Origin of the sequence: Nocardiopsis alborubida (assembly GCF_012396365.1) — a bacterium.
Classification (GTDB): domain Bacteria; phylum Actinomycetota; class Actinomycetes; order Streptosporangiales; family Streptosporangiaceae; genus Nocardiopsis; species Nocardiopsis alborubida.
On record NZ_JAAXPG010000076.1, the window covers coordinates 1 to 1,052 of the forward strand.

Consider the following 1,052-nt stretch of genomic DNA (forward strand, 5'->3'; position numbering starts at 1 on the left):
CTGATCCTGGTCTCGCACGACCTGGCGGTGGTGGCGGGTTCGGTGGACGAGGTCGTGGTCATGCGCCACGGCGTCGCGGTCGAGCGCGGCGACGTGCGCGAGGTGCTGTCCTCACCCCGGCACCCCTACACCCAGGGACTCCTGGCCGCCGTTCCGCGCGTGGAGGTCTCCCGCGCCCAGCGGCGCGCCCAGGACCGGGCCGACCGGACCGAGCGGGACAAGCGCGAGGGCAGGGTCACCGAGCCGGGCCAGTTCGCGGCCTTCACCCCCTCCTCCGGCGGCGGGGGCTCCTCCGAGGAGACCCCCCTCCTTCGGGTGGAGGACGTGGCGCAGCGGTTCAGGGTGCGCGGCGGGATGTGGGGCAGGGCGACGGACTTCTGGGCGGTCAAGGGGGTCTCCTTCGACCTGCACCGGGGTGAGACGCTGGGGATCGTGGGGGAGTCGGGGTCGGGCAAGTCGACGCTGTCGCGGATGGTGATGCGTTTGCTGGAGCCCACGCGGGGCCGGGTGGAGTTCGAGGGCCGCGACATCACCCACATGCCCGAGCGGGCGCTGCGTCCGCTGCGCCGGGACGTGCAGATGGTCTTCCAGAACCCCTACTCCTCGCTGAACCCGCGTGTGACGGTGGGGGACGCGATCGGCACGGCGTTGCGGGTGCAGGGGGAGCGGGACGGCAAGAAGGTGCGCCGTCAGGTGCAGGAGCTGTTGGAGCGGGTGGGGTTGGAGCCGGGTCACTACAACCGGTTTCCGCACGCGTTCTCGGGTGGGCAGCGTCAGCGGATCGCGATCGCGCGGGCGCTGATCCTCAAGCCGAAGCTGATCATCTGTGACGAGCCGGTGTCGGCGTTGGACGTGTCCACGCAGGATCAGGTGTTGCGGTTGCTCTCGGAGTTGCAGGACGACTTCGGGTTGACCTACATCTTCGTGGCCCATGATCTGGCGGTGGTGCGTCAGGTGAGTGACCGGGTCGCGGTGATGCGTGCGGGTGAGGTGGTGGAGATGGGTGACAGCGACGCGGTGTACGAGAATCCCACCAGCGACTACACCCGCCA

The 1,052-nt window shown here is 70.0% G+C and carries 1 protein-coding gene; it reads left to right on the forward strand.

From position 1 onward, the window contains the following. A partial coding sequence (locus HGB44_RS31535) for an ATP-binding cassette domain-containing protein (protein WP_168444235.1) occupies positions 1-1,052 on the forward strand: 1,052 nt, incomplete at both ends.